Source organism: Methylobacterium sp. E-016, assembly GCF_022829745.1.
In the GTDB taxonomy this organism is placed as follows: Bacteria; Pseudomonadota; Alphaproteobacteria; order Rhizobiales; family Beijerinckiaceae; genus Methylobacterium.
Genome location: NZ_JAKSYF010000079.1, coordinates 55,241 through 75,811 on the forward strand (window position 1 = coordinate 55,241; position 20,571 = coordinate 75,811).

At 71.9% G+C, this 20,571-nt stretch carries 21 protein-coding genes; 15 read left to right on the top strand and 6 right to left on the bottom strand.

Annotation, left to right across the window (positions count from 1 at the left end; genetic code table 11):
* The first annotated feature begins 11 nt into the window (after positions 1-11).
* Positions 12-1,322 carry a leucine-rich repeat-containing protein kinase family protein gene (locus tag MKK68_RS09250; RefSeq protein ID WP_243986925.1) on the top strand — a complete coding sequence of 437 codons (1,311 nt, stop codon included), beginning with the start codon at positions 12-14 and terminating at the stop codon, positions 1,320-1,322.
* A 320-nt stretch (positions 1,323-1,642) separates the two neighbouring features.
* Positions 1,643-2,032 (top strand): hypothetical protein, encoded by a 390-nt coding sequence (locus MKK68_RS09255; protein ID WP_147729391.1) that lies wholly within the window; start codon positions 1,643-1,645, stop codon positions 2,030-2,032.
* 33 nt (positions 2,033-2,065) lie between these two features.
* Here MKK68_RS09255 and MKK68_RS09260 read toward each other — a convergent pair whose 3' ends face one another.
* From MKK68_RS09260 to MKK68_RS09270, 3 genes are all read right to left on the bottom strand, one after another.
* Entirely contained in the window at positions 2,066-2,425 is a 360-nt protein-coding gene (locus MKK68_RS09260; RefSeq protein ID WP_147729390.1) for an STAS/SEC14 domain-containing protein, read from the bottom strand.
* Between the two features lie 80 nt (positions 2,426-2,505).
* A complete protein-coding gene (locus MKK68_RS09265) occupies positions 2,506-4,674 on the bottom strand; it encodes a primosomal protein N' (protein ID WP_147858881.1) in 2,169 nt (722 codons plus the stop codon).
* 64 nt (positions 4,675-4,738) lie between these two features.
* Complete coding sequence (locus MKK68_RS09270; protein WP_244029972.1) at positions 4,739-5,905, bottom strand: MFS transporter; 1,167 nt, start codon at positions 5,903-5,905, stop codon at positions 4,739-4,741.
* A 209-nt stretch (positions 5,906-6,114) separates the two neighbouring features.
* Between MKK68_RS09270 and MKK68_RS09275 the strand changes: the two genes are divergently transcribed.
* Positions 6,115-6,513, top strand: a complete 399-nt coding sequence (locus MKK68_RS09275; RefSeq protein WP_147725621.1) for a DUF3775 domain-containing protein — start codon at positions 6,115-6,117, stop codon at positions 6,511-6,513.
* A 90-nt stretch (positions 6,514-6,603) separates the two neighbouring features.
* Here MKK68_RS09275 and rlmN read toward each other — a convergent pair whose 3' ends face one another.
* Entirely contained in the window at positions 6,604-7,923 is a 1,320-nt protein-coding gene (rlmN, locus tag MKK68_RS09280; RefSeq protein ID WP_147725622.1) for a 23S rRNA (adenine(2503)-C(2))-methyltransferase RlmN, read from the bottom strand.
* A gap of 270 nt (positions 7,924-8,193) precedes the next feature.
* Between rlmN and MKK68_RS09285 the strand changes: the two genes are divergently transcribed.
* A complete protein-coding gene (locus MKK68_RS09285) occupies positions 8,194-9,285 on the top strand; it encodes an alkene reductase (RefSeq protein WP_244029974.1) in 1,092 nt (363 codons plus the stop codon).
* A 329-nt stretch (positions 9,286-9,614) separates the two neighbouring features.
* Here MKK68_RS09285 and MKK68_RS29440 read toward each other — a convergent pair whose 3' ends face one another.
* Positions 9,615-9,737, bottom strand: a complete 123-nt coding sequence (locus MKK68_RS29440; protein ID WP_279605277.1) for a hypothetical protein — start codon at positions 9,735-9,737, stop codon at positions 9,615-9,617.
* A gap of 102 nt (positions 9,738-9,839) precedes the next feature.
* Between MKK68_RS29440 and MKK68_RS09290 the strand changes: the two genes are divergently transcribed.
* Positions 9,840-11,372: a sensor histidine kinase gene (locus MKK68_RS09290; RefSeq protein WP_244029976.1), complete on the top strand. Its 1,533-nt coding sequence runs from the start codon at positions 9,840-9,842 to the stop codon at positions 11,370-11,372.
* The gene (locus MKK68_RS09295) at positions 11,312-12,025 is read left to right on the top strand and encodes an HAD hydrolase-like protein (RefSeq protein WP_409567205.1); all 714 of its coding nucleotides are present in this window, start codon (positions 11,312-11,314) and stop codon (positions 12,023-12,025) included. Before MKK68_RS09290 ends, MKK68_RS09295 begins: the two co-directional genes overlap by 61 nt.
* Positions 12,026-12,098: 73 nt before the next feature.
* Here MKK68_RS09295 and MKK68_RS09300 read toward each other — a convergent pair whose 3' ends face one another.
* On the bottom strand, positions 12,099-12,596 hold the full coding sequence (locus tag MKK68_RS09300; RefSeq protein ID WP_147842188.1) for an outer membrane protein assembly factor BamE: 498 nt from the start codon (positions 12,594-12,596) through the stop codon (positions 12,099-12,101).
* A gap of 225 nt (positions 12,597-12,821) precedes the next feature.
* Here MKK68_RS09300 and MKK68_RS09305 point away from each other — a divergent pair, with 225 nt between their 5' ends.
* From MKK68_RS09305 to MKK68_RS09345, 9 genes are all read left to right on the top strand, one after another.
* Positions 12,822-13,382, top strand: a complete 561-nt coding sequence (locus tag MKK68_RS09305) for a ubiquinol-cytochrome C chaperone family protein (protein WP_147725626.1) — start codon at positions 12,822-12,824, stop codon at positions 13,380-13,382.
* The gene (locus MKK68_RS09310) at positions 13,379-13,882 is read left to right on the top strand and encodes a YceD family protein (RefSeq protein ID WP_244029977.1); all 504 of its coding nucleotides are present in this window, start codon (positions 13,379-13,381) and stop codon (positions 13,880-13,882) included. The genes MKK68_RS09305 and MKK68_RS09310 overlap by 4 nt, the downstream gene beginning before the upstream one ends.
* Positions 13,883-14,051: 169 nt before the next feature.
* The gene (gene plsX / locus MKK68_RS09315) at positions 14,052-15,086 is read left to right on the top strand and encodes a phosphate acyltransferase PlsX (RefSeq protein WP_147725628.1); all 1,035 of its coding nucleotides are present in this window, start codon (positions 14,052-14,054) and stop codon (positions 15,084-15,086) included.
* Between the two features lie 181 nt (positions 15,087-15,267).
* The gene (locus tag MKK68_RS09320) at positions 15,268-16,245 is read left to right on the top strand and encodes a beta-ketoacyl-ACP synthase III (RefSeq protein WP_244029979.1); all 978 of its coding nucleotides are present in this window, start codon (positions 15,268-15,270) and stop codon (positions 16,243-16,245) included.
* A gap of 122 nt (positions 16,246-16,367) precedes the next feature.
* Positions 16,368-16,685, top strand: a complete 318-nt coding sequence (locus MKK68_RS09325) for an integration host factor subunit alpha (protein ID WP_147725630.1) — start codon at positions 16,368-16,370, stop codon at positions 16,683-16,685.
* Positions 16,686-16,723: 38 nt separating this feature from the next.
* On the top strand, positions 16,724-17,245 hold the full coding sequence (locus MKK68_RS09330) for a MerR family transcriptional regulator (RefSeq protein WP_244029981.1): 522 nt from the start codon (positions 16,724-16,726) through the stop codon (positions 17,243-17,245).
* An 85-nt stretch (positions 17,246-17,330) separates the two neighbouring features.
* Positions 17,331-17,750, top strand: a complete 420-nt coding sequence (locus MKK68_RS09335; RefSeq protein WP_244029983.1) for a hypothetical protein — start codon at positions 17,331-17,333, stop codon at positions 17,748-17,750.
* Positions 17,751-17,878: 128 nt separating this feature from the next.
* The gene (locus MKK68_RS09340; protein WP_409567206.1) at positions 17,879-18,334 is read left to right on the top strand and encodes a 4-aminobutyrate aminotransferase; all 456 of its coding nucleotides are present in this window, start codon (positions 17,879-17,881) and stop codon (positions 18,332-18,334) included.
* Between the two features lie 229 nt (positions 18,335-18,563).
* Complete coding sequence (locus MKK68_RS09345; RefSeq protein ID WP_147842192.1) at positions 18,564-20,516, top strand: PrkA family serine protein kinase; 1,953 nt, start codon at positions 18,564-18,566, stop codon at positions 20,514-20,516.
* The last annotated feature ends 55 nt before the right edge of the window (positions 20,517-20,571 follow it).

Here is a 20,571-nt window from a genome sequence, read left to right on the forward strand (position 1 = left end):
GCCGACCGACGATGCAGGACGCGACGCACGACACCCTCGACGCCCTCCGCCGGGGCGACCTTGCCGGGGCGCGCACCTTGCGCCTGCCGGCCGCCGGCCTGACCGTGCTCCCGCCCGAGATCTTCGGGCTGGCCGACACGCTGGAAGTGCTCGACCTCTCGGGCAACGCGCTCACCGCCCTCCCCGACGATCTCGGCCGCCTGACGCGGCTGCAGGTGCTGTTCTGCTCGGGCAACCCGTTCGCGACGTTGCCGCCGGTCCTGGGGGATTGCAGGGCGCTGAGCCAGGTCGGGTTTCGCGGCTGCGGCCTCGCGGAGGTGCCGGGCGAGGCGCTGCCGCCGCGCCTGCGCTGGCTGACGCTCACCGACAACAGGATCGCGCACCTGCCCGACGCGCTCGGGCACCGGCCGCGGCTGCGGAAGCTGATGCTCTCGGGCAATCGCCTGCGCAGCCTTCCGGACAGCCTGGCGGGCTGCGACGACCTCGAGCTGATCCGTCTCGCGGCCAACCGCCTCGACGCGCTGCCCGCCTGGCTTCCGGCCCTCCCCGCCCTCGCCTGGACCTCCTGGGCCGGCAACGCGTTCGAGGGCGATGCGCCGCGAGCCTCGGCCGCCCTGGTCCCGTTCGCCGACCTCGACGCGGGCGCGCTCCTCGGCGAGGGCACGTCGGGCCGGGTGCACCGCGCGCTGTGGCGCCCCGGCGGCACCGCGCCGCCGCGGCCGGTCGCGCTCAAGCTGTTCAAGGGGACGATGACAAGCGACGGCCTGCCCGAGCGGGAGATGGAGGCCTGCCTCGCGGCCGGGGCGCACCCGAACCTCACCGGCGCGCTCGGGCGGATCACCGGCCACCCGGACGGGACCGACGGGCTGCTGATGCCGCTCCTGCCGCCGGACCGGCGCGTGCTCGCCGGGCCGCCGAGCCTCGCGAGCTGCAGCCGCGACGTCTACGACCCGGCCCTGCGCCTCGCCCCGGCGGCGCTGCTGCGCCTCGTCCGCGGCCTCGCCGCGGGCCTCGCCCATCTCCACGCGCGCGGGCTGCTGCACGGCGACGTCTACGGCCACAACATCCTGTGGGACGCCGCCACCGGCGAGGCGGTGCTCAGCGATTTCGGCGCGGCCTCGGTGCTGCCCGACGGGCCGCCCGGCGTAGCCCTGCAGCGGGTCGAGGTCCGCGCCTTCGGGCTGCTGATCGGCGAGGTGCTGGACCGTGCGCCCGCCGATTTCCCGGAGGCGGCGGCCCTGCGCGATCTCGAGCGCGCCTGCGTGCAGGCGGAGGTCGGCGCGCGCCCGGCGATGGCGGAGGTGGTGCGCGCCGTCGGGTGATGACCGTGCGGCGCGCGACCGCGCGGTCGGCCACGCCCTCGATCGCGCTGAAGAGCGTCTCAAGAGCGGTCCAGCGCAGGCCATCCCGTTCAGCGAACCGGCTTGCGAAAGCGTGGCAAGGATCCGACGGGGCGCGTCCAGTCATCGCCGGCTTGCGTAAACGGTCCAGCTTGTATCCGGCGCTCGCGCGCGTCGTCATACTCTTGCCGTTTCCGTCGTTCACCTGCGCGTCACCGCACAAGATGTAGAGCCGAGGTTTGATTCCCCGGCACCCCGACGGTCCGTCCGCCGGCCGCTCCCGCTCAACAGCAAGGTCCTGAATGTCGAAGCTCACCCCGATCGCCCTCGTCGGCCTCCTCTCGGGCGCGATCCTCACGCCGGCCGCCGCCGGCGAGCCGGGGGCCTTCAACGGGACCTGGGCCGTCGATCTCGTGACCGAGAGCGGCCTGTGCGACGCGCGCTACAGCACCTCAGTCGCGATCCGCGACGGGCAGGTGCGCGCCGCGTCGGCGGCGACGGCCGCCCGGGTCAGCGGGCAGGTCGGGGCTGACGGGACGGTGGGCCTGAGCGTCTCGAACGGCGCCGCGAGCGGCGCGGCCTCGGGTCGGCTGCAGGCGCAGGGCGGGGCCGGGACCTGGAAGGTCTCGGCTTTGTGCTCCGGCCGCTGGACGGCGCGACGCAACACCACGCGCACCGCCCAGGCCGAGTAGGCGGCAGGCCGCCTCAGGACGGTTTCTCGCCGCTCAGGCGGCGGCGAGCCAGGTGCGGGCCTCGTCGAGGCGGGCGCGCTCGAACACCTTGATCTGGGCCGGCGAGACGAAGCCGAAGGTCTCGGCGACGACCTTGAGCCACTGCGCGTCGGTGACGAGCGCCACGTGGCTGATGCCCTTCATCATCGACAGGCCGAAGCGCGGGTCCTTGAAGAAGGCGGCCGGCTCCATGCCCTCGAAGGCGCGGATGTCCTCCAGCAGCTTGAGCTTGCCGCCCTTGTCGAGGTCGGCCTTCATCGCGGTCATCACCGCGTTCATCTCCTCGTCCGTGATCTTCCCGTCGACCACGATCTCGGCGACGCTGGACTCGGGCTTCTTGGTGTAGCTCAGCACGATGCGCGCTCCTGAAATGGACGCCGCCGGTCGGGACTTCGGCGGCGCCGCACCTTCCTACAAAACGCGATCCCGGTCGCCTACAAAAAGCTCTGCGGGTCGACGTCGATCGCGACGCGCACGTTGCCGCGCACCTTCGGCCCGCGCGCCAGCCAGTCGCGCAGGTAGCTCTGCAGGTCGACGTTGCGCTCGGTCTTGACCAGGAGGCGGAAGCGGTAGCGCCCGCGCACCAGCGCCAGCGGCGCCTCGGCGGGCCCGAGCACCATCACGCCGTCCGGCGGCTCGGCGGCCCGGGCCAGCGCCTGCCCGTGGGCCTCGGCCGCCGCGCGGTCGTTGGCGGAGACGATCAGCGCCGCGAGCCGCCCGAACGGCGGCAGGCCGGCCGCCTCGCGGGCGGCGATCTCCTCCTCGTAGAAGCGCTCCGAATCGCCCGACAGCAGGGCCGCGATCACGGGGTGCTCGGGCTGGTAGGTTTGCACCAGCGCGCGGCCCGGCCTTTCGCCGCGGCCGGCGCGGCCGGTCACCTGCTGCAGCAGCTGGAAGGTGCGTTCGGCCGCCCGCGGATCGCCCGAGGTCAGGCCGATATCGGCGTCGAGCACGCCGACGAGCGTCAGGTGCGGAAAGTTGTGGCCCTTGGCCACGAGCTGGGTGCCGATGACGATGTCGCATTCGCCCGCCGCCACCGCCTCGAGCTCCATCCGAAGCCGCTCGGCGCCGCCGGGAAAGTCGCTCGACAGCACGATGATCCGGCGATCCGGGAAAAGCTCGGCGGCCTCCTCCGCGATGCGCTCGACCCCGGGGCCGCAGGGGGTGAGGTTGTCGAAGGTGCCGCATTCCGTGCAGGCGTCCGGCCGGCGCTCACTGTAGCCGCACTGGTGGCAGACCAGGGCCTTGCGGAAGCGGTGCTCGACCAGCCAGGTCGAGCAGTTCCGGCACTGGTAGCGGTGGCCGCAGGCGCGGCACAGCGTCAACGGCGCGTAGCCGCGGCGGTTGAGGAACAGCAGCGCCTGCTCGCCGGCGGCGAGGTTGGCCTTCACCGCGTTGATCATCGGCGGCGACAGGAAGCGCCCGCGCTCCGGCTTGTCGAGGCGCATGTCGATCGCCTGGATGTCGGGCAGGCGGCGGCCGCCGAAGCGCTCGGGCAGCCGCACGCGCCGGTAGCGCCCGCGCTCGACGTTGACCCGCGTCTCGATCGAGGGCGTCGCCGAGGCCAGCACCACCGGGCAGCCCTCGAGCTTGGCCCGCACCACGGCCATGTCGCGGGCGTGGTAGTGCACGCCGTCCTCCTGCTTGTAGGCGCTCTCGTGCTCCTCATCGACCACGATCAGGCCGAGCTTCCGGAACGGCAGGAACAGGGCCGAGCGGGCGCCGACCACCACCCGGACCTCGCCGGCCGCGACCCCGGCGCGCAGCCGCTCGCGCCGCCGCCCGCCGATGCCGGAATGCCAGGCCGCCGGACGGACGCCGAAGCGCTGGGCGAAGCGGTCGAGAAACTGCGCCGTCAGCGCGATCTCGGGCATCAGGATCAGCGCCTGCCCGCCTGAGCGGACGCACTCCGCCACCGCCTCGAAGTAGACCTCGGTCTTGCCCGAGCCGGTGACGCCCTCGAGCAGGACGGCGCCGCTCCCGCCCGCCTCCGCGGGGGCGGCGACCAGGTCCGCGACCGCCGCGGCTTGCGCCTCCGACAGCGGCACCCGCGGGAACTCCGGATCGGGGGGGAGCGCCACCGGCTCGGGCGCGAGCGCCACCGTCTCCAGCGCGCCGTCGTCGATCAGCCCGTCGATCACCGAGAGCGAGACCTCGGCCGTCTTGGCGAGCACGCTCTTGCCCCGGATCTCGCCGTCGGCGGCGACCGCCAGAACCTTGTCCCGGGCCTTGGTCGGGCGGGCCGGGAGCTTGCCGGTGGTGCGGACGCCGACGCGGACCACCTCGGCGGCGGCCGCCTCGTCGGGCAGGCGCAGCACCATGGCGAGGGCCGAGCCCTTCGGGGCCAGGGTGTAGCGCGCGATCCAGTCCACCAGCCTGCGCAGCGGCTCGGAGAGCGGAGCCACGCCGAGATAGCCGGTGACCGGCCGCAGGTTCGAGCCGCCCGCCGTCTCCGCCACGCCCCAGACCACGCCGACCGTCTCGCGCGGCCCGAGCGGCACCTGCACCACGTCGCCCGCCGCCAGCGCCAGGCCCGCGGGCACCGCGTAGCTGTAGGCGGTGTCGATCGCGAGCGGGATCAGGATCTCGGCGACGTGCGGCATGGACCTGGGCGTTGTGTTGCGGGGACCGACGGCATGTTCCGGTTTTGTACCATGAAACGCGCCGTCACGCAGAGGTCGTGCCTTCCGACGGCGGGCGCAAGCGCGGAACGAGCGGCAGCGCGGCGAGGCTCAGCACCGCCATCGCCCAGAAGCCGCGGCCGTGGAAGGCCGAATACAGCGGACCGGACGCGAGCGTCGCCGCCGCGCCGGCGAGGCCGAGGCCGACGGTGCCGTAGAGCGCCAGCGCCGTGGCGCGGGCGGCCGGCGGCACGGTCCGCTCGATCAGCCCGAGGCAGGCGAGATGCAGGAGCGCGAAGCTCAGGCCGTGCAGGGACTGGATCGCGGCGAGCCAGGGCAGCGCCACCGTCTCGGCCTGCACCGCCCAGCGCAGCGCGCCGGCGCCGGCGGCGACCGCGAGGCCGCCCGGCAACCCGATCCGCGCCAGCAGCGGCGGGCCGGCGATCAGGAACACGAACACCTCCGCCGCCACCGCCTCGGCCCAGAGCAGGCCGGCGGCGCCCGCCCCGATGCCGGCCTCGCGCCACAGGATCATCGCGAAGGCGTCGTGCATCGCGTGCGCGCCGATCACCAGGGCCGCGACCAGCACCGTGCGGCGGAAGGCGGGAAGGCGGAGGACGTCGGCGAAGCCGATCCCGGGCGCGGCGACGGGCCCGTCGCGCGCGACGCCCGGGTCCCGCCCGGCGAGCGCCGCCGAACCGGCGGCCGCGAACAGCACCGCTCCGGCGACGAGGCCGGCCGCGAGCCCGAACCCCTGCACCAGCCCGCCGGCGGCACCGACGCCGGCGATGAAGGCGGCCGAGCCGGCGCCCCGCACCCAGCCGTAGGGAAACGCGGCGCCGCCCCGCGCCGCGGCGAGCCCGAGCACGTCGGCGAGCGGGGCCAGCGGGGCAGTCGTCACCGCGTAGGCGAGGCCGACCGCGAGGAACGGCCAGAACCCGCGCGCGGGGAGATGCCCGAGGACCGCGAGCGCGGTGAGGCCACAGGCGGCGGCGAGGATCGGGCGGGTCGCCGCGTGCCGGTCGGCGGAGCGCCCGGCGAGCGGGCCCGCCACGAGCCGCACCAGGGTCGCAGCGGCGAGCAGGATCGCGATCCGCTCCGGGGGCAGGCCGCCCGCGGCGAGCACGTTCGGCAGGATCGGCGAGATGCAGCCGTAGGCGCCGTAGAGCGCGGCGTAGAGCGCGAGGCAGCCGACGAGCCCGTCCCGCTTCATCCCCCGCCTCCGCGCGTGCCCGCCCCGGCGACAGCGTAGCACCGCGTGGCGCCGCGACGTGCGCGCATCTTCACGGGCGCCGCGGAGCGAACGGGCGGCGAAATCCGACCGCGCGGGCGCACGACGGCGCCGGGCCGGGCGAACCGGCATCGCTCTCGCCAGTTGTCGCAGCTTCAGGCCCCCGACGGGACCGCCAACCGGAGCTCGACATGGACATCGCCCCCGATACGGTCACCGAGATCATCCTGCGCCTGCGCGCGGTCGAGGTGAAGGAGGGCGCGACCGATCCGGATTCCGGCTCCAACGCCATCGACGACGGCGCCACCGACGTGCTCACCTCCGGCACCGACGACGCCACCGAATCGGAGCTGCGCGGCATGATCGCCGGCCTCAACGACGACGAGCGCGCCGACCTGCTGGCGCTGCTCTATGTCGGCCGCGGCGACATGGAGCCGGAGGAATGGGCCGACGCGGTCCGCTTCGCCCGCGAGCGCGAAGGCGCCGGCGACGGCGCGGTGAAGACGCTGCTCGGCACGCCGGATGCCGGCGACCTCCTGGAGGAGGGCATGGACGCCCTCGGCATCACGCCGGACCTGCCGCAGGGCTGAGCGAGGCCGGCTCCCCCTCCCCCCTCTGCGGGGGAGGGAAGAGACGGTTACCTCTGCCAGAAGGCCCACACCGGAGAGGCGCCGGCCCCCTCATTCCTCGCCGTCGTGAAGGGCGTAGAAGCCCTGGGCCGAGACCGCGCCGGCCGCGTCGCCGCCCGCGTCGAGCAGCATGCGCTCGCGGGCGCGCAGCTTCTCGGTCTCGCTCTTGAGCTGGCCGCAGGCGGCGAGGATGTCGCGGCCGCGCGGGGTCCGCACCGGCGAGGCGTAGCCGGCGTCGAACACGATCTCGGAGAAGCGCTCGATCCGCTCCCAGTCCGAGCATTCGTACCGGCTGCCGGGCCAGGGGTTGAACGGGATCAGGTTGATCTTGGCCGGGATGCCCTTGAGCAGCCGCACCAGCTCGCGCGCGTCGCCGTCGGTGTCGTTGACGCCTTTCAGCATCACGTACTCGAAGGTGATGCGGCGGGCGTTGTTGAGGCCGGGATATTCGCGGCAGGCGCGCATCAGCTCGGCGATCGGATATTTGCGGTTCAGCGGCACCAGTTCGTCGCGGAGCTCGTCGCGCACGGCGTGGAGCGAGATCGCCAGCATCGCGTGCGCCTCCTCGCCGAGCCGCCGGATCTGCGGCACGACGCCGGAGGTCGACACCGTGATGCGCCGGCGCGACAGCGCGAGCCCCTCCGGGTCCGACATCGTCGCCACCGCGTCGACGACGTTCTCCAGATTGTAGAGCGGCTCGCCCATGCCCATGAACACGATGTTGGTGACGAGCCGCCCGACCTCGCCGCTGCCCGAGGCGTCGCGCGACGGGATCAGGCCGGGCCAGTCGCCGAGCGCGTCGCGGGCGACGACGAGCTGGGCGGTGATCTCGGCCGCCGACAGGTTGCGCACCAGGCGCTGCGTGCCGGTGTGGCAGAACGAGCAGGTCAGCGTGCAGCCGACCTGGGACGAGACGCAGAGCGTGCCGCGGTCGGGCCCCGGAATGTAGACGCACTCGATCTCGGCGCCGCGGTTGTGGTCGTGCCGGCCGGTCGGGGCCATGCGCAGCAGCCACTTGCGGGTGCCGTCGCGCGAGACCTGCTGGCTGACCACCTCGGGCCGGTCGAGGGTGTAGGCGGCGGCGAGCTGCGCCCGCAGCGCCTTGCCGACGTTGGTCATCTGGTCGAAGTCCTGCGCGCCGCGGACGTTGAGCCAGTTCCAGAGCTGGCCCGAGCGCATCTTGCTCTCGCGCTCGCCGACGCCGACGGCGAGCAGGCGCTCCTTCAGCGCCGCCCGCGGCAGGCCGACGAGCGAGCTGCGCTGCCCGGGCACCGCCGCAGGTGCCGGCTCGGGCCGGAACTCGGGCGCCTTCTCGATGCCGGAGAAATCGCTGCCCGCGCGCCGGGCGGTGTCGAACGACGCCGTCGCCATGTTCTTGCAAAGACCTTGGAAATGAGGCGTCGAGCTATACGCGATCCGCGACGCGAACGCGAATGCGCGCCCGTCATGCCCGCTCCCTGCATGCCCGGATCCTGTGATCCGCGGAGCGAAGGGAAGGCCGCCCGCGACACCATGTGCGCCCGCGCACCCCGGCAGGGTCGCCCATGCGTCCAGTGCCTTGCGGGCGGCATCGTTCCCGCCACCTATGCGTCACACGGGGTGCGGCGTGCCGCCCCCACCCCATCCAAACACGGGAAGCCCATGCCTTCACTGCTCGATCCGATCCGCGTCGGTGCCATCGACGCGAAGAACCGCATCTGGATGGCGCCGCTGACGCGGGGACGCGCCAGCCGCGAGCACGTGCCCACCCCCTTGATGATCGAATACTACGCCCAGCGCGCGAGCGCCGGCGTGATCCTCACCGAGGCGACCGGCATCAGCCAGGAGGGGCTCGGCTGGCCCTACGCCCCGGGGATCTGGAACGCGGCGCAGGTCGAGGCCTGGAAGCCGATCGTCAAGGCGGTGCACGACAAGGGCGGCCGCATCGTCTGCCAGATCTGGCACATGGGCCGCCTCGTCCACCCGGACTTCCTCAACGGCGCCGCGCCGATCTCGTCCTCCGCCACGACCGCGCCCGACGACGCGCACACCTACGCCGGCAAGAAGCCCTATGCCGAGGCGCGCGCCCTGCCGGTCGAGGAGATCCCGCGGCTGCTCGAGGATTACCGCAACGCCACCCGCAACGCGCTGGCCGCCGGCTTCGACGGCGTGCAGATCCACGCCGCCAACGGCTACCTGATCGACGAATTCCTGCGCGACGGCACCAACCACCGCACCGACGCCTACGGCGGCTCGATCGAGAACCGCGTGCGCCTGCTGCGCGAGGTCACGCAGGCCGTGGCCGAGGTCGCCGGCAAGGACCGCACCGGCGTGCGCCTGTCGCCCAACGGCGCGATCCAGGGCGCCAACGATTCCGATCCCGAGCTGCTGTTCGTGGCCGCGGCGAAGGCCCTGTCGGAACTCGGCATCGCCTTCCTGGAGATGCGCGAGCCCGGCCCGAACGGCACCTTCGGTAAGGCCGACCATCCGCCGATCGCCCCGGCGATGAAGCGGGTGTTCGACGGCGCGCTGATCCTCAACGCCGACTACGACGGCCGCAGCGGCCAGGCGGCGCTCGATGCCGGCGAGGCCGACGCGATCGCCTACGGCCGGACGTTCATCGCCAACCCGGACCTGCCCGCGCGCATCGCCGCCGACGCCCCGCTCCAGAAGGACGTGGCCGCGACCTGGTACAGCCAGGGCCCGGAGGGCTACGTGGACTACCCGACGCTCGACGCCGCGAAGGCGGCCTGAGGCGACTCCCGCGGCCCGCTCCCGTCCCTCGTCGGGGTGCGGGCCGCGAACGCGCCCACGAACGGGCGCTCGCGGCCCGCTTCGAACGAAACCGGCGCTTCGTCCGTTCCCGAACCTAGGCGCGGCGGCGCAAGCCGCCTATCTCTGGCTCGGGAATTCGGGAGCTGCCGATTACGATCGCGAGCCAGACGCGTGCGACCGAACGAGAGCGCTGGAACGAGGCCGAGCGGCTCGCGGAGCTTCGCGCGCTGCGGATCCTCGATACCGAGCCGGACCCGGCCTATGACGACCTCGCGCGGATCGCCGCCCTGGTCTGCGCCGTTCCGGTCTCACTGATCGGCTTCGTCGATGCGCATCGGCAGTGGTTCAAGGCCGAGATCGGCTACGGCGAGCGCGAGACCGGCATCGACCGCTCGGTCTGCGTCCACGCCCTCCAGGCCGACGATTCGCACGCCGACGGGCTGTTCGTCATCACCGACCTGACCGTCGATTCCCGCACCCGCGACAACCCGGCGATCCGGGCCGAGAACGGGTTCCGCTTCTACGCCGCGGCGGTGATCCGCAGCCGGATCGGCGCCCCGATCGGCACGATGTGCGTCCTCGACCGCACCGCGCGGCCCGAGGGGCTCACCAGGGCCCAGGGCGACACCCTGGCCGCGCTCGCCCGCCAGATCTCGACCCTGGTCGAGCATCGCCGCACCCTCGCCGACGTCGATGCACGGGAGCGCGAGCTGGCCGCGAGCGAGCGCCGCTTCCGGGTGATGACCTCGGCGATGCCGCAGATGGTCTGGACCACGCAGCCCGACGGCTTCCACGACTTCTACAACGACCGCTGGTACGAATTCACCGGCGTGCCCTACGGCTCCACCGACGGCGCCGGCTGGACCGACATGTTCCATCCCGACGACCAGGCGGAGGCCTGGAGCCGCTGGCGCCACAGCCTCGCGACCGGTGCGCCCTACGAGGTCGAGTACCGCCTGCGCCACCACAGCGGCGCCTATCGCTGGACCCTCGGGCGCGCGATGCCGATCCGCGGCGCCGACGGGCGGATCGAGCGCTGGTTCGGGACCTGCACCGACATCCACGACCTGAGGCAGGCGGTCGCCGACGCGCGCAAGCTCGCCGCCGTCGTCGAGACCTCGAAGGACTTCATCGGGCTGGCCACCGAGGACGGGCGGATCGCGCACCTGAACGAGGCCGCGCTGGCGCTGGTCGGGCTGCCCGACCTCGACGCCGCGCTGCGGACCACGATCGCTGACTACGTGACCCCCGAGAGCCGCGAAGCCCTCGAGGGCGTGGCAATGCCGGCGCTCGATCGCGACGGCTGGTGGGAGGGCGAGCTCGCGTTCCGGCACTTCGCCACCGGCGAGGCCATCGCCGTGCTGTTCACGGTGTTCGCCGTGCGGGATGCGGCCGGCCGCCATGCCGGCTACGGCACGGTCACCCGCGACCTGCGCGAGCGCAAGCGCGCCGAGGAGGCGCGCGACCTGCTGATCAAGGAGCTGTCGCACCGGATCAAGAACATCTTCGCCGTGGTCGGCGGCATCGCCGCGCTCAGCGCCCGCAGCGATCCCGGCGCGCGCCCGTTCGCGAAGGCGTTCCGCGAGCGGCTCGGGGCGCTGGCCCAGGCCCACGAATACGTCCGCCCGCATTCCGCCGGCAGCGCGCCGCGGGTCGGCGGCCAGACCGTCCTCGGGCTGATGCGCCTGATCCTGTCGGCCTACGCCGAGGACGGGCGCTGCCGCATCGCCGTCGACGGCGACGATGCGGTCGTCGGCGAGCGCGCGGCGACCGCGCTGGCGCTGATCATGCACGAGCAGGCGACGAACGCGGTGAAGTACGGCGCGCTCTCCAACGAGGCCGGCACCGTCACGCTGACCGGGCGGCGGACCGATTCGCGCTACCGCCTGACCTGGGCCGAGCGCGGCGGGCCACCCGTTCCCTCGGCCCCCACGCGCAAGGGCTTCGGCACGGAACTCGCCGAGCGCAGCGTCACGGGCCAGCTCGACGGCATCCTGGAGCACGATTGGGCGCCGAGCGGCCTCGTGCTGCGCCTCGACGTCCCGGCGGAGACCCTGCGGTTCTGATCCGTCCCGCCCCGGCTCGCGGATATCGCCTCGTCGTCCTCGATTTCGACGGGACGCTCGCCGACACCTTTCCCTGGTTCTGCGGCGTGCTCGACGCGGTGGCCGACCGCTACCGCTTCCGCCGGGTCGCGGCGCACGAGACCGACGAGCTCCGCAGGCTCTCGGCGCGGGCGATCATGGCGCGCCTCGGCGTGCCGCGCTGGAAGCTGCCGCTGATCGCCCGCCACATGCACGGGCTCGCCGCGCGCGACGCCGCGCTGCTGCATCCGTTTCCCGGAACTTCGGAGATGCTGGCGGGGCTCGGCGAAGCGGGCGTCGCGACGGCCGTGCTCAGCTCGAACACCGAGGCGAACGTCCGGCGCGTGCTCGGGCCGGACGCCGCCCGGATCGGCCGCTACGCCTGCGGCGCGTCGGTGTTCGGCAAGGCACGGCGTCTCGCGAGCCTGCTGCGCCATGCGCGGATCGAGCCGCGTGCGGTGCTCTGCGTCGGCGACGAGCTGCGCGATCTCGACGCGGCGCGCGCGGTGGGCTGCGCCTTCGGCGCCGTCGCGTGGGGCTACACCGACGCGGCGACCCTGTCGGCGGCCCGTCCCGACTTGATGTTCGCCGAACCCGCGCAGATCGTGGAGGCCGTCCTGTCAGCACGACGATGAGCCCTCGCGGGGCCGCCTCCCTCCCCCGCAGAGGGGGGAAGGACGGTTCGGGGTCGGGCCTTCGCCCGACGCCTCACATGCCGCGCTGGGCGCCCGGGACCACGCTGGCGCCGTTGCCGCTGCCGAAGGGCTCGTACTTGGTCAGGCCCTTGAACAGCTGGCTCAGGAAGGCGCGGTCGGCGCCGCTGGTCGGCGTGGTGCGCTCGATGAAGTCGAACACCTTGCCGTCCTGCAGGCCGTACAGGGCGACGCGCTCCACCTTGAAGGCGGGGGTGAAGTACACCGCCGTGACCTTCTGGTCCTCGACCTGCTCGCCGAGGAACAGGACCGTTCGCGAGGTGTTCTGGGAGATGTAGTACCAGGACTTGTTGCCGACGGTGGAGACCGTGGACGGGGTGCCCAGCGTCTGCAGCACCTGCTCCGGGCTCATGCCGGGCTTGACGGTGGCGAGCGCCGCCTGGTCGATCTGGTAGCCGTGGCGAAGCTCCTCGCCGATGCAGCCCGACAGGCCGAGGCCGAGCAGGCCGACGAGGCCGAGGCGCGCGAGAGACGGAACGAGACGGCGCGACATCGGCCACCCTATGTTGCTGATGGGACGGGACGCCGCTAGGCACGCCGGAGCGCGACACCAGGGGCGGTCTGATGAATGCTTGCACCTTGACCGTGGGTTGCCGTACCGCGGGGTTATGGCTTTGACAAGGCAAGCTCGGCCACAGGCCACAACGCTGCGCGACCGGGCACGGCCGTTCCGCCGGGCGCGGCCCGGGCGCCGGCCTCCGGGCCGAGGGCGGACCCCATGATCACCCGGTTCTTCCGGCGCAACGATGCGCGGCGGCGGTCCATCGAGACCCTGCACATGCGCCTCAACGCGGCCTCGCGGCAGCCGGGCCTCTACACCGCGCTCGGCGTGCCCGACGGCGTGGAGGGCCGCTTCGAATCGCTCATCCTCCACGTCATCCTGGCTTTGCGCCGCCTGAACCGCCTGCCGGCGCCGGCGGCGGACGTGGCGCAGGACCTCGTGAACTCGGTCTTCCTCCAGCTCGACGCGTCCCTGCGCGAGCTCGGCGTCGGCGATTTCGGCGTGCCCAAGCGCATGAAGAAGCTCGGCGCCGCGTTCTACGGCCGCGCCGCCAACTACGACGCGGCGCTCGACGCGGGCGATGCCGCCGCGCTCCGCATCGCGCTCGCCCGCAACGTGCTCGGCAGCGAGGATCCCGAAGCCGCCGCCGGCCTCGCCGACTACGTCCTCGCCGCCGACCGCGCGCTGGCCGAGGCCGACCTCGACGGCCTGCTCGGCGCCGGCCCGTCCTTCCCGCATGCGGGCGATGCCCCGACACCCGACCTGGAAGCCCGATGAGCGTGAGCGAGACCCCCCTGTCCCGATGGGTGAGCGTGGCGCGGCTGCCGCAGGGCCGCGGCGCCGTCACCGTCGAGGCGACGCCGGCTGAGTGCACGGCGCTCGCCGCCGACTTCAAGATCCCGGCGATCCGCGACCTCGCCGGGCAGTTCTCGGTGTCCGGCCCGACGAGCCGCCTCGTCGTCACCGGCACCGTCGAGGGCACCGTGACGCTGGTCTGCACCGTCAGCCTGGAGCCGTTCGAGACCAAGGTCTCCGAGCCGGTGGAGGTGGTCTTCACCGACACCGACCGCCTCGCCGGCACCGACGCGGAGGATGCCGACATCCCCGACCCGATTGTCGGCGGGCGGATCGACTTCGGCCTTCTGACCGCCGAGTTCCTGGCGCTCGGGATCGACCCCTATCCGCGCAAGCCCGGGGTGGTGTTCGAGGCGGTCCAGCTCGGCGAGGACGTGAAACCCTTCGACGTCCTGCGGACGCTCCGCTCCGAGGAGCCGTAGCGGGCTCCCGGGTCCGCGGGCCGCCGAACCCGGCCGCCAAATCGGGCCACACCCCGCCCCTGCGCGAGAATTCGTTTGCCCGCCGGGGCTGGATCGCTATTTTCCGCCGCGCCGATCCTGGCCGTCGCCCCCGCGACGGCGTTCCGTCAAAGGCCGCGACAATCCCTTCATGTCCCAACGCGTGTGCATCTCGCTCGACGCCATGGGCGGCGACCATGGCCCCTCGACCGTCGTGCCCGGTGCCGCGCTCGCGCGCGAGCGCCATCCCGAGACGACCTTCCTGATCTTCGGCGACGAGGCGGTGGTCGCCCCCCTCGTGGCGGCCGAGCCGCGCCTCAAGGGCGGCGTCGAGATCCGCCACACCACCTACGCCGTCGCCATGGACGACAAGCCGAGCCAGGCGGTGCGCCAGGGCCGCGGCAAGTCGTCGATGTGGAAGGCGATCCAGGCGGTGAAGGACGGCGAGGCCGATGCCGCGGTCTCCGCCGGCAACACCGGCGCGCTGATGGCGATGTCGAAGATCTGCCTGAAGACCATGGCCGGCATCGAGCGCCCGGCCATCGCCTGCCTGTGGCCGACGGTGCGCGGCGAGAGCGTGGTGCTCGACGTCGGCGCCACCATCGGCACCGATGCCGAGCACCTGATCGAGATGGCGGTGATGGGCTCCGCCATGGCCCGCATCGTGTTCGACCTCGAGCGCCCGACGGTGGGGCTGCTCAACGTCGGCACCGAGGAGATGAAGGGCAACGAGGCGGTGAAGGAGGCGGCGCGCCTGCTGCGCGAGATCGATTTGCCGAATTTCGCCTATCACGGCTTCGTCGAGGGCAACGACCTCGGCCGCGGCACCGTCGACGTGGTCGTCACCGAAGGTTTCACGGGAAACATCGCGCTGAAGACCGCGGAAGGCACCGCCAAGCAGATCGGCACGTACCTGCGCTCCGCGATGACGCGGACGCTGTCCGCCAAGATCGGCGCGCTGTTCGCCCGCCAGGCGTTCCGCGCGCTGCGCGAGAAGATGAACCCGAGCCGGGCCAACGGCGGCGTGTTCCTTGGGCTCGAAGGCATCGTCATCAAGAGCCACGGCTCGGAGAACGCGCAAGGCTTCGCGGCCGCCGTCGACCTCGCCCACGACATGGCCCGCCACGACCTGATGCGCACGATCCGCGAGATGCTCGATCAGACGCCGACGCTCGCGCCGGCCTGACTTCGCCCCGGCCCAGATGGGTGCCCGGCCGGACCTTCGCCGGCGCGGGACGCCTGCACCGGCACGAGACGCCTGCACCGGCCCGGGATCGGGGTCGGTGAACGAATGCGATGGAGATCGGAGCGATGCAGGTCTAACAACCGATGGTTGTTGCGCCGGCGTCGCGACGGGAAGGAATCCGATGACAACCCTGCGTTCCGTCGTCGTCGGCACCGGCTCGGGGCTTCCTGCGCGGGTGGTGACCAACGCCGAGCTCGCCGAGCGGGTCGACACCTCGGACGAATGGATCGTCCAGCGCACCGGCATCCGGCAGCGCTACCTCGCGGACGCCACCGAGACCACGTCGGTGCTCGGCATCCGCGCGGCCCGCGCTGCGCTCGACGATGCCGGCCTCACCGGCGACGACATCGACCTCGTGATCTGCGCCACCTCGACGCCCGACCACACCTTTCCCTCGACCGCGACGCAGATCCAGGCGGCGCTCGGCATCACGGCGGGTGCCGCCTTCGACCTGCAGGCGGTCTGCGCCGGCTTCGTCTTCGCCGTCTCCACCGCCGACAAGTTCCTGTCGACCGGCGCGGCCCGGCGCGCGCTCGTCGTCGGCGCCGAGACCTTCTCGCGCATCGTCGACTGGGAGGACCGCACCACCTGCGTGCTGTTCGGCGACGGGGCCGGCGCGATCGTGCTGGAGGCGCAGGAGGCCGCGGGGGCGAGCGATGACCGGGGCGTGATCAGCGCGAGCCTGCGCTCGGACGGGCGCCACCGCGAGAAGCTCTACGTCGACGGCGGCCCGGGCTCGACCGGCACCACCGGCCATCTCCGGATGGAGGGGAAGGACGTGTTCCGCTTTGCCGTCGGCTCGGTGATGGACGTGATCGTCGACGCGCTCGAGAAGGGCGGCGCGACGGCGGCCGACCTCGACTGGTTCGTGCCGCACCAGGCCAACCGCCGCATCATCGAGGCGTCCGCCGACAAGCTCGGCATCCCGCGCGACAAGGTGGTGCTGACGGTCGATCGCCACGGCAACACCTCGGCCGCATCGATCCCGCTGGCTCTGGACGTGGCCCGCCGGGACGGCCGCATCCGCCGCGGCGACCTCGTGATGATCGAGGCGATCGGCGGCGGCTTCAGCTGGGGCGCGGCGCTGATCCGCTGGTAGCCGAAAACAATTTCCGGAGCCGCCCCGGTTGACCCGGGCCCGACCGGGGATTAGCGTGGCAGATCATAGGGATACGTCGGAAACGACCGCTCCCGGCAAGAAGAACCGCGAGGGGTCGAGGCATGACAGGCAAGACGGTGACGCGCGCCGATTTGAGCGAGGCCGTCTACCAGCAGGTCGGCCTCTCCCGCACCGAATCCGCCGCCCTCGTCGAGACGGTCCTGTCCGAGATCTGCGCCTGCCTCTCCGAGGGCGAGACCGTGAAGCTGTCCTCGTTCGGCTCCTTCGTCGTGCGGTCGAAGGGCAAGCGCGTCGGCCGCAACCCGAAGACCGGCGTCGAGGTGGCGATCGAGCCGCGCCAGGTGATGGTGTTCAAGCCCTCGAACGTGCTCAAGGCCCGGATCAACGGCCTGAACGGCGCCGCCCACGCCGACGACTGACCGCTCGCCCATCGCCGCCCTCGTAGCCGGATCGATCCATGGCGCTCGCTGCCCTCACCGAGGCGTCCGGACCCGTCGACAAGGATCCGGGCGCGTTTCGCACGATCACCGAGGTGGCCGAAGCCCTCGACGTGCCGCAGCACGTCCTGCGGTTCTGGGAAACCCGGTTCGGCCAGATCCGGCCGGTGAAGCGGGCCGGCGGGCGGCGCTATTACCGTCCCGGCGACGTCGCGCTCGTCGCGGGCATCCGCCACCTGCTCCACGTCCAGCGCTACACGATCGAGGGGGCGCAGCGCGTCCTCAAGGAGAACGGCGTCCGCTTCGTCCAGGCGGTCGGCCGCGGCGAGGCGGTGGCGGCCGCGCCGGTGATGCAGGAGACGAGCGGCCCGGCCATGTCGTCCCCCGACGGCGCCGAGCCCGAGACCCTGGATCGCGAGGGGTCGAATCGCGACACCTCGGATCATGAGGCCCTGGACCGCGAGGCGCTGGCCGGCGCGCTGCAGGACCTCTACGCCTGCCGCGAGGCGCTGGCGGCCTTCCGCGCCCCGCCCGAGGCCTGAGCGGCGCCCAGGCTGCGTCGCGACGACGCCGCGCGATGCGTCACGGCGCGGCGAACTTTGCGAGCCGATCCGCGTTGATCGCCGCATGAGCGCACCCCGCCGTTCGATGACGCCGACGCAGGAACTCATCAGCCGCGTGATGCGGATCGTGCGCGCGTGCCCCGACGCGGCCTCCGAGGTCCTGGAGCTGATGTTCCTCGTCGGCCAGATCGAGGCGGCGACCCACGTCGACCGGGATTATCGCGACGCGCGGCGCGTCGTCAGCCGCCTGCGCAACCCTCTCTGGGAGATGGGGCCGACCGATCGCGGCGCGCTGCTGGCCGCGGCCGAGACGATCCGCCGGGTCTGCGGCCTCGACGAGACCGACATCCCCGTCACCCCGACTTCGGATGCGGGCGAGCGGGCGCGGGTCGAGCGCAGCCTCGCGGCAGCCCTGGAAGGCGAGCTCGACGCCGCGCAGATCGCCCGCGTCACCGGCGTGGTCGCGGCCGCGCTTCAGCAATAATCGCGGTCCCGGCTGCCGGCACGGGCCTGCGGCCTCGACGCGCGTCGCGGGCATCCCCACATCGGCTCGGCCGGCACGTGGCCCCATGGCTCCGGATGCCGCGCCAAGAGATGTTCGGAGACACGCCCGTGAGCGCCACCCTGTCCGCCCTTCGCCCCGTCCGCGCGCTCGCCGCCGGCGCTCTCCTGCTGGCCGCGCCCGCCTTCGCGCAGACGACGATCACCAAGAGCGAGACCGTCGCCTCCGGCAAGACGGTTCGGATCGCCATCGTCCCGAACCTGAAGAAGGATTGCTCGCCCGGCCCGATGCCGGAGTTCAAGGTCTCGGGCGCGCCGAAGAACGGCGCGCTGATCACCAAGGTCGGCAAGCAGAAGACGCCCGCTTCCTATCGCTGCCCGAACAAGGACACCGCGGTCCAGGGTCTCTTCTACCAGCCGAGGGCCGGCTACACCGGCGCCGACGAGGTGACGTTCGAAATCAAGAACGCGGACGGTCAAGTGCAGACGCAGAATATCAAAATCACCGTCGAGGCTGCGTCGGCCAAGAAGGACACCGATGCCAAGAAAGACAGCAGCGATCTCTGATCGGAGGCAACAGAAAGCTCGGAGTGCACGTTTTTTCGGCCGGATCGTTCTTTCGATCCGGCCGGACGACCACGGGGAAGCTTGACGGATGCCGCATTTCAGCCCGACGGGTGTTGCATCCAGCACACGCAGCGTCACCGTGTTCGCCGCACTGCGACAAATGCGGGCCTGTCGGTTGCGTTCGCGGCAGGACAGGATGAAGCTGTTGACGGTCTGAGAGGGTTATCGAATGCCGATGCATGCGACCAACGACCTTTTCCAGAGCTTCGCCCGCGGGTACGAAGCGCGCCGCGACACGGAGATGACGCTCTCCGAATTTCTCGAGGCGTGCCGCGACGAGCCGCTGATGTACGCGAGCGCCGCCGAGCGCATCCTCGACGCGATCGGCAAGCCGGAATTCGTCGACACCTCGAAGGACGCCCGCCTCGGCCGCGTCTTCATGAACCGGACGATCCGGACCTACCCGGCCTTCCACGAGTTCTTCGGCATGGAGGAGACGATCGAGCGGATCGTCTCGTTCTTCCGCCATGCGGCGCAGGGCCTGGAGGAGCGCAAGCAGATCCTCTACCTGCTCGGGCCCGTCGGCGGCGGCAAGTCCTCCCTGGCCGAGCGTCTCAAGGCCCTGATGGAGGTCCATCCGGTCTACGTGCTCAAGGCCGGCAACGAGGTCTCGCCGGTCTTCGAGAGCCCGCTCGGGCTGTTCGACCCCGAGACCATGGGCGCCGAGATCCAGAGCCGCTACGGCATCCCGCGCCGGCGCCTGACCGGCCTGATGAGCCCGTGGGCGCTGAAGCGCCTCGACGAGTTCGAGGGCGACATCTCGCAGTTCAAGGTGATCAAGGTCCGGCCCTCGCGCCTGCGCCAGATCGCCATCGCCAAGACCGAGCCCGGCGACGAGAACAACCAGGACATCTCCTCGCTGGTCGGCAAGGTCGACATCCGCCGGCTGGAGACGCTGTCGCAGGCGGACCCGGACGCGTACTCGTACTCGGGCGGCCTGAACCGCGCCAACCAGGGCGTCCTCGAGTTCGTCGAGATGTTCAAGGCGCCGATCAAGATGCTGCATCCGCTGCTCACGGCGACGCAGGAGGGCAACTACGTCGGCACCGAGAACATCGGCGCGATCCCCTTCACCGGCATCATCCTGGCGCACTCGAACGAGTCCGAGTGGCAGACCTTCAAGACCAACAAGAACAACGAAGCCTTCATCGACCGCATCTACGTGATCAAGGTGCCCTACTGCCTGCGCGTGCAGGAGGAGCAGCACATCTACGAGAAGCTGATCTCGGGCTCCGAGCTCTCGGATGCGGCCTGCGCGCCGGGCACCCTGGAGATGCTGTCGCGGTTCTCGGTGCTGTCGCGCCTGCGCGAGCACGCCAACTCCAACGCGTTCTCGAAGATGCGCGTCTACGACGGCGAGTCCCTGCGCGAGGTCGACCCCCGCGCCCGCTCGATGCAGGAGTACAAGGATTCGGCCGGCGTCGACGAGGGCATGGACGGGATCTCGACCCGCTTCGCCTTCAAGGTGCTGGCCGCGACCTTCAACCACGACACCACCGAGGTCTCGGCCGACCCGGTGCACCTGATGTACGTGCTCGAGCAGTCGCTGCGCCGCGAGCAGCTCCCGCCCGAGACTGAGAAGCGCTACCTCGAGTTCATCAAGGGCGAGCTGGCGCCGCGCTACGCCGAGTTCATCGGCCACGAGATCCAGAAGGCCTACCTCGAATCCTACCACGATTACGGCCAGAACCTGTTCGACCGCTACATCGACTACGCCGACGCCTGGATCGAGGACCAGGACTTCAAGGATTCCGAGACCGGGCAATTGCTCAACCGCGAGCTTCTCAACCAGGAGCTGACGAAGATCGAGAAGCCGGCCGGGATCGCCAACCCGAAGGACTTCCGCAACGAGGTGGTGAAGTTCGCCCTGCGCTCGCGGGCCCAGCACGGCGGCCGCAACCCCTCGTGGACGTCCTACGAGAAGCTGCGCGAGGTCATCGAGCGGCGGATGTTCAGCCAGGTCGAGGAATTGCTGCCGGTGATCTCCTTCGGCTCGAAGAAGGACGGCGAGACCGAGAAGAAGCACGGCGAGTTCGTCGACCGGATGGTCTCGCGCGGCTACACCGAGCGGCAGGTGCGCCGCCTGGTCGAGTGGTACATGCGGGTGAAGCAGGCGGGATGATTCGGTCCCCTCGGGGACCTGATCGAGATCCGCCATGATTTCGGACGACCGGCCG